Genomic DNA, 7,370 nt, shown 5'->3' on the forward strand with positions numbered 1-7,370 from the left:
CAAGGTGAACGACATGTGGCGGAATGGTTAACCGGACCGCCCCACCGGCAGTCCCGGGACCGATTCGCCATTCGTCGGCATGCTGTTAACCGTTTGTTGCACCTGAGTTGGGCCGCGAATCGAAATGCCTTCCTAGCGTCTGAGACGTGCCAGCAAGTAACCGAAACCCGCTCCGGGTGGCCGTGCTCGCCGATTCCGACACGCGATGGAAATGGGGCGCCCTCACGGCGGACCGCATCGTCAACGGGAACCGGACCGACGGCCACCGACTCAGCGGGTACCTGCTCCGCGGCCGGGCCACCCCCACCCCCCGGCAGCTCGAAGAGGTCGGTGTCCGCGCGGACTCCCTGCGCGAGGTCACCGCCGTCGAGTTCCTGCGCGAGATGGAGCGGGACACGCCCGACGTGATCGTCCTCGCCCTCGTGGGCGGCGCGGTCCAGGCGCTGCTGCACGGACTCGCCCGCGTCACCGCCGACGCCCGCCTCACCGGCACCTCCGCCAAGCGCCCCGTCGTCGTCACCGGATACGTCGGCGTCGTCTACGAGAAGCTCGCCGACGGCCTCCTCCTGCGGCACGGCGCGGACATCGTCCTCGCCAACTCCCGCCAGGACGCCGAACGCTTCCGCGCCGTGTACGAGGGTGTCGGCGCCGACGCCTCGTCCGTCACCGAGGCCGCCCTGCCCTTCCTCGGCGGCGCGCCCTACGCGAAGAAGGACGAACCCCGCGCGGAGAACGACCCCTACACCGTCGTCTTCGCCGCCCAGCCCTCCGTGCCCGAGACCGCCGCGCACCGCACCTACCTGCTGCGCCGCCTCGCCGAGCACGCCCGGCTCCACCCCGACCGCGAGGTCCTGCTCAAACTCCGCAGCAAGCCCGGCGAACACACCACGCACATCGAGGAACTGCCCTACCAGAAGCTGACGCAGCGCCTCGACGGCGGACTGCCGGACAACCTCCGCCTCGTCTACGGGCACATGGGCGAGGTCCTGGACCGCACCGACCTCCTGGTCACCGTCAGCTCCACCGCCGCCCTCGAAGCCCTGCACCGGCGCATCCCCACCGCGATCCTCACCGACCTCGGGGTGCGCGAGGCGCTCGGCAACCACCACTTCACCGGGTCCGGCTGCCTCGCCTCCTTCGACCAGCTCGACGCCGGGCACCTGCCCGAGCCCGACGAGCGCTGGCTCTCCCGGCAGGGCGTCGCCGCGGGGGGCTCCCCCTCCGGGGGAGGGACGTACGAACGGGCCTTCGACACGGCACGGCAGCGCGTCGGCGACCTCCTCGCCGAAGCCGCCGAGGGCCGGCTCGCGCCCATCGCGCCCTACTACAGCCTCACCACCGCCCGCGGCTACCTGCCCGGCATCCTGGCCCGCCACCACCTCGGCCCCGACGGCACCCCGCTGCCGGGCGCCCCCGCGGCCGACCGCGACCCCGGCCCCGTACGGCAGATCGTGCGCCGTGCCGCCCGCGGCGCCTACCGCCACGGCGTCCAGCGCGTGGCCCCCGTCATCCGGCGGATGGGCGAGCTGTGACCGCCGGACGAGCCGAGACCCCCGACCCCGACCGAGGAGCACCCATGCCCGACCCCGGCCGAGCGAGCACGCCGGACCACCGCGTCCTCGCCGTCATCCCCGCCCGCGGCGGCTCCAAGGGCGTACCCGCCAAGAACCTCGCCCCGGTCGGCGGCGTGCCCCTGGTCGGCCGCGCCATCCGCGAGTGCCTCGCCGCGCGGCTCGTCACCGACGTCGTCGTCTCCACCGACGACCACGTCATCGCCGAGGCCGCCCGCACCGCCGGTGCCGAGGTCGTCCTGCGCCCCGCCGCCATCGCCGGCGACACCGCGACCAGCGAGGCCGCGGTCCTGCACGCCATGGACGCCCACGAGGCGCTGCACGGCGCCCGGACGGACGCCGTACTCCTCGTGCAGTGCACCAGCCCCTTCCTGACTCGCGAGGACATCGACGGGGTGGCGTCGGCCGTCGTCGAGAACGGCGCCGACACCGCCGTCACCGTCGCCCCCTTCCACGGCTTCATCTGGCGCGACGCGGCCGACGACGCCACCGGGGGCACCGAGGTCCCCGCCCAGCGCACCGACACCGTCGGCGGCACCGCGACCCTCGCCGCCTCCTCCACCCGCACCCGCGGCGGATACGGCGTCAACCACGACAAGTCCTTCCGCCCCCGCCGCCAGGACCGCCCCCAGGACCTCCTGGAGACCGGCGCCGCCTACGCGATGGACGCGGCGGGCTTCCGTACCCACAAGCACCGCTTCTTCGGACACACCGAGCCGGTCCGCACCGACCCCGCCCGTGTCCTGGAGGTCGACGACCCGCACGACCTCGCCCGCGCCCGCGCGCTCGCCCCCCTCTTTGACGCGAGCCGCCCCGAGGACGCGGACGCCCTCCCGACCGCCGCCGACATCGACGCGGTCATCCTCGACTTCGACGGCACCCAGACCGATGACCGGGTGCTGATCGACTCCGAAGGACGCGAATACGTCTCCGTGCACCGCGGAGACGGACTCGGCATCGCCGCCCTGCGCGACGCGGGCATCCCGCTGCTGATCCTGTCCACGGAACAGAACCCGGTCGTCGCCGCACGCGCCAGGAAGCTCAAGCTCCCCGTGCTGCACGGCATCGACCGGAAAGACCTCGCACTGAAGCAGTGGTGCGAGGAACAGGGCATCGCGCCCGAGCGCGTGCTCTACGTCGGCAACGACGTCAACGACCTCCCCTGCCTGGCCCTCGTCGGCTGGCCGGTGGCGGTCGCCAGCGCCCACGACGTCGTACGCGGCGCGGCCCGCGCGGTCACCACCACCCCCGGCGGTGAAGGCGCGATCCGAGAGATCGCCACCTGGATCCTCGGCCCCTCTCTCGATTCCCTCCACAGTTAAGGACTGTTCCCACCATGAGCAACATCACCTCCATCGGCGCCAACTCCCGTCTCCGCCAGTTCGGTTCCAAGACGGCAGGTCCCGGTCAGCCCGTGTACATCACCGGTGAGATCGGCATCAACCACAACGGCGACCTGGAGAACGCGTTCGCGCTGATCGACGTGGCCGCCGACGCCGGCTGCGACGCGGTGAAGTTCCAGAAGCGCACCCCGGAGATCTGCACCCCGCGCGACCAGTGGGACATCGAGCGCGACACCCCCTGGGGCCGCATGACCTACATCGACTACCGCCACCGCGTGGAGTTCGGCGAGTCCGAGTACCAGGCCATCAGCGAGCACTGCGCCAAGCGCGGCATCGACTGGTTCGCCTCCCCGTGGGACACCGAGGCCGTCGCCTTCCTGGAGAAGTTCGACGTCCCCGCCCACAAGGTCGCCTCCGCCTCCCTCACGGACGACGAGCTGCTCCGCGCCCTGCGCGCCACCGGCCGCACGGTCATCCTCTCCACCGGCATGTCGACGCCGAAGCAGATCCGCCACGCCGTCGAGGTCCTCGGCAGCGACAACATCCTCATGTGCCACGCCACGTCGACGTACCCGGCGCAGGCCGAGGAGCTCAACCTCCGCGTCATCAACACCCTCCAGCAGGAGTACCCGAACGTCCCGATCGGCTACTCCGGCCACGAGACGGGCCTGCAGACCACCCTCGCCGCGGTCGCCCTCGGCGCCACCTTCGTCGAGCGCCACATCACCCTCGACCGCGCCATGTGGGGCTCCGACCAGGCCGCCTCCGTCGAGCCGCAGGGCCTCACCCGCCTCGTCCGCGACATCCGCACCATCGAGGCCTCCCTCGGCGACGGCGTCAAGAAGGTCTACGAGTCGGAGCTGGGCCCGATGAAGAAGCTGCGCCGCGTCGCGGGCGTCGTGGCCGAGCAGGAGTCCTCGTCCGCCGCCGAGCCGGTCGCGGTCTGAGCGCCCGGCCCGCCTTACCGGGAGACGGACAGACGACGATGAGCCCCCGAGCCGGCCACAGCGCGAACTCCTCGGACACCGCGGCAGCGGCGCCCCCGCTCACCACACTCGCCTTCGTGGAGAGCCCCGTCCAGCTGCTCAACGTCCTGGAGTGGGCGCACGCCGCGGCCGCGACCGGGCCGGCCGGGGGCCTCACCGTCGTCGTCCTCTCGCCCAACGACCCCATGACCCGCGGCCAGCTCCGCCGCATGTCCCAGCTCGCCCGTGACGAGGGCGTCGAGGTCCGCTGGGAGGAGGCACGCGGCGGCGCGAGCGCCCCCTTCCACACGATCGGCGGCCTCGCGGGCCCGCTGCGCAGGGCCGACCGGATCGTCATAGGGGACCCGTTCTCGCGCTACGTACAGCTCCTCCTCACCATCACCCGGGCCCGCTCCCTGGTCGTGGTCGACGACGGCACGGCCACCATGGAGTTCATCTCCCAGCTGGCCCGCGGCGAGCGCCTGGTCCGCTGGCACCGCAAGGGCGGCCGCCCCGGCCCCCGCGACCTGCTCTTCGCCCCCGTCTCGGCCTCGGCGCGGCGGCGCCTCACGCCGGGCGGCACGCGGGCCGTGGAGGTCTTCTCCTCCATGCCGATCGACTCGGCACCGGACGGCGTGACGATCTCCGTCAACGCGTTCGCCTGGACCCGTGAACGCTTCGGGCCGCCCCGCATCACGCGCGGCGCCGACCTCGTCGGCACGTCCCTGGTCGAGACGGGCGTCGTCGACCCCGACCGCTACCTGGAGGCCGTCCGGGCCCTCGCCCGCAGCCACGGCGCGACCCGCTACTTCGCCCACCGCCGCGAGAGCTCCGAGAAGCTGCACCGCCTGGCGGTCGAGACGGGCCTCCAGGTCGTACGACCCGACCTTCCCCTGGAGCTCATCGCCCGCCGCGGCCCCATCGGCCGCACGGTCCTCAGCTTCCCCTCGACGGTGGTCCACACCCTGCCGCTCGCCCTCGCGGGTACGGAGGTCAAGGTGGCGGTCTGCGACATCGACCCCGCCTGGCTGACGGAGTCGGCGTCGCCGCGGGCCGAGGGGTTCCTCTCGGGAGTGACGGGCACGGCGCGCGACGTCCACCGCCTGACCTCGGTGATCACGGGGGCGGGGGCGGCACGGGGCATGGGCCCGGCCGCCGGCTGACCCCCGTCAGCCGCGGCCCGCGAACCGCTCCACGTACCGCCGCTGCCAGGGCGTCTCCACGGCGCGGCGGTCATACCCCGCCCGCACGTACGCCACGGCCTCGGCCGCCGGAACGCCGTCCAGTACGGCGATGCAGGCGAGGGCGGTCCCGGTCCGCCCCCGCCCGCCGCCGCAGGCCACCTCGACCCGCTCGCCCTCGGCCCGCGACCAGGCGTCGCGCAGCACGTCCCCGGCCCGCGCCCTGTCCCTGGGCAGCCGGAAGTCCGGCCACCGCAGCCAGACGTGCTCCCAGGGGAGGGGTGCGGGCTCCTTGCCGAGCAGATACACCCCGAAGCCGGGCACGTCCCCCTCGGGCAGCGGATGCCGAAGCCCCCGCCCCCGCAGGAGCCGCCCGGAGGGCAACGCGAGGATGCCGGGGGCGGAGGGCTCCCAGGAGCTTGCTGCGGCGCCGGTCATGGGGCGGCTCCCTTGAGGGCGGAGATCAGAGTGGCGAGGACGGCGGGGGTGGTGCCAAGGATCTTATGGGGGGCGTCGCTCTCGCGGAGGCGGATGGATGGTTCCGTTGGGGGACGCGGCGTGGGGGTCGTGGTGGCTATGTAGATGCAGGAGGAGGCCACCTCGCTGTAGGTGGACTTCTGCCAGTCGAGTTCTGTCACGGGGCTTCCTGGTCGGAGCTGTCAGGTGTCTTTCGAGATGCGGTGAATGAGGTCGCGGGACGCGCCGGGCGCCAGTGCGACCTGCTCCATGCGGTCGAGCACCAGCCGGTAGGTCTCCAGCTGGCCGGCCGCGTCGATGAACTCACTGCCGTGCGTGGTGTCCAGTTGGGCCGTGTCCAGGGCCGTCACCGGCCCGTACGCGTAGTCCAGCCCCTGGCCCGCCGTCGGGAACGACGTACCGTCGAACGGGATGACGCGCAGCGTGACGTGCGGTGCGTGGCTGATCTCGGCCAGATGAGAGAGCTGGGCCCTGGCCACGTCGCGGCCGCCGAACTGCATGCGCAGTGCGGCTTCGTGGACGATCGCGGTGTACGGCACGGGGCGGTCGCGGAAGAGCACCGCCTGGCGTTTCACGCGGTGGGACACGCGGTGCTCGATCTCGTGGGGGCGCAAGGTCGTCACGGCTTCCCGGAAGAGCGCGCGTGCGTGCTCCGGGGTCTGGAGCAGGCCGGGGATGTTGATGACCTGCGCCACGCGGAGAGCTGTCGCGTGATGCTCCATCTCGGCCAGGTCCAGCAGGGGCGAAGGCATCGCTTCGCGGTACTCCTCCCACCACCCCCGGGTGCGGTCGGCCGCCATGGCGGCGAGGGCGTCGACCAGCGGCTGGTCGGTGCAGCAGTAGATGTGAGCCAGCGTCTGCACCCGCTCGGCGCTGATCCCGAAGCGATTGGCCTCGATGTTGCTCATCTGGGCCTGAGTGGTGCCGAGCTCTCTGGCCGCCTCGGCGGCGGTCATGCCCGCGCGCTCGCGGAGCCGTCGCAGCTCGATGCCGATCCGAAGACGGCGCGCAGTCGGTGCGCTCCTGGGTGCCATGGCCTCTCCGTTCCGTACACCTGGCAGGGGCATCACCCACACGAGGGCCATCCCTGAAGCTTTTGCTGTTTCCTGCAAAACCTTCAGCTTCCGCAGCCTACGGTGTGGGGGAACCGCCCAACTGCCCACCCCTGCTTGGCGGAAGAGCACCGCTGCCTGCTGGAGGCGCGGCACAGCCACTGCTGAGGCAGGACCTGTCGAGCGGGCGAACCCCCTCATGCCAAGGAGGCATCATGGTCACCGTAGCCCCGGTCGGGGTCTGGTCGTACGTCCTTCACCTGCCCCACGACCCCCGTGCGCCCCGGGTCGCCCGGCAGACGCTGCGAGCCGTCCTCGCCGGGTACGGCATGGCGGAACTGACGGACGTGGCCGAGCTGTTGGCATCGGAGATGGTCACCAACGCGTACAGCCACACGAAGGGCCCCGCGGCGATGCGGCTGCGCGGCCTCGACGGTGGGCGCGGCGTACGGGTCGGCGTGTGGGACACCGACCCGCACATCCCTCCACCCTTCGACAGGCCGCCGGCGCGGTACGCGTCCCCCGGGCCCGCGCCGGCGGACGGCGAGGGGGGCCGGGGCCTGCGCATGGTGCGGGAGTGGGCGGACGCCTGGGGAGGGTCACCGCTGGGCGACGACTTGTTCGGCAGCCGAGGAAAGGTGCTGTGGGTCGAGCTCACCGTGCCGGGGCCGCCGGCTTCGGTGGGGCGGGGGCGTTGCCCGGTTGCCGGGGCCGCCCGGTTCTCCGGGAGTGTGGCGGTTCCGCCCCGCCAGTAAAGGGCGCTCCCTGTCGGTCGCGTCGG

The 7,370-nt window shown here is 72.7% G+C and carries 8 protein-coding genes; 5 read left to right on the top strand and 3 right to left on the bottom strand.

Going from position 1 to position 7,370, the window contains the following annotated elements:
- Positions 1–146: 146 nt before the first annotated feature.
- Genes AB0I16_RS33665 through AB0I16_RS33680 form a run of 4 tightly spaced genes read left to right on the top strand, consistent with a single transcriptional unit; the run spans position 147 to position 5,042 of the window.
- Positions 147–1,532: a DUF6716 putative glycosyltransferase gene (locus tag AB0I16_RS33665; protein ID WP_363253484.1), complete on the top strand. Its 1,386-nt coding sequence runs from the start codon at positions 147–149 to the stop codon at positions 1,530–1,532.
- A gap of 44 nt (positions 1,533–1,576) precedes the next feature.
- A complete protein-coding gene (locus tag AB0I16_RS33670) occupies positions 1,577–2,893 on the top strand; it encodes an N-acylneuraminate cytidylyltransferase (protein WP_363253485.1) in 1,317 nt (438 codons plus the stop codon).
- A 14-nt stretch (positions 2,894–2,907) separates the two neighbouring features.
- Entirely contained in the window at positions 2,908–3,861 is a 954-nt protein-coding gene (locus tag AB0I16_RS33675) for an N-acetylneuraminate synthase family protein (protein ID WP_062770538.1), read from the top strand.
- Positions 3,862–3,899: 38 nt separating this feature from the next.
- A complete protein-coding gene (locus AB0I16_RS33680) occupies positions 3,900–5,042 on the top strand; it encodes a hypothetical protein (RefSeq protein ID WP_363253486.1) in 1,143 nt (380 codons plus the stop codon).
- Positions 5,043–5,048: 6 nt separating this feature from the next.
- Here the strand turns inward: AB0I16_RS33680 and AB0I16_RS33685 are convergent, their stop codons facing one another.
- The 3 genes from AB0I16_RS33685 to AB0I16_RS33695 are packed head-to-tail and all read right to left on the bottom strand — an operon-like array spanning position 5,049 to position 6,571.
- Positions 5,049–5,498 carry a protein phosphatase gene (locus AB0I16_RS33685; protein ID WP_363253487.1) on the bottom strand — a complete coding sequence of 150 codons (450 nt, stop codon included), beginning with the start codon at positions 5,496–5,498 and terminating at the stop codon, positions 5,049–5,051.
- Positions 5,495–5,698 carry a DUF397 domain-containing protein gene (locus AB0I16_RS33690; protein WP_363253488.1) on the bottom strand — a complete coding sequence of 68 codons (204 nt, stop codon included), beginning with the start codon at positions 5,696–5,698 and terminating at the stop codon, positions 5,495–5,497. Before AB0I16_RS33690 ends, AB0I16_RS33685 begins: the two co-directional genes overlap by 4 nt.
- A 21-nt stretch (positions 5,699–5,719) precedes the next feature.
- Complete coding sequence (locus AB0I16_RS33695; protein WP_363253489.1) at positions 5,720–6,571, bottom strand: helix-turn-helix transcriptional regulator; 852 nt, start codon at positions 6,569–6,571, stop codon at positions 5,720–5,722.
- A 233-nt stretch (positions 6,572–6,804) separates the two neighbouring features.
- Between AB0I16_RS33695 and AB0I16_RS33700 the strand changes: the two genes are divergently transcribed.
- Complete coding sequence (locus AB0I16_RS33700) at positions 6,805–7,344, top strand: ATP-binding protein (RefSeq protein WP_363253490.1); 540 nt, start codon at positions 6,805–6,807, stop codon at positions 7,342–7,344.
- Positions 7,345–7,370 lie beyond the last annotated feature (26 nt).

It is taken from the genome of Streptomyces sp. NPDC050703 (assembly GCF_040654435.1).
Taxonomy (GTDB): Bacteria; Actinomycetota; Actinomycetes; order Streptomycetales; family Streptomycetaceae; genus Streptomyces.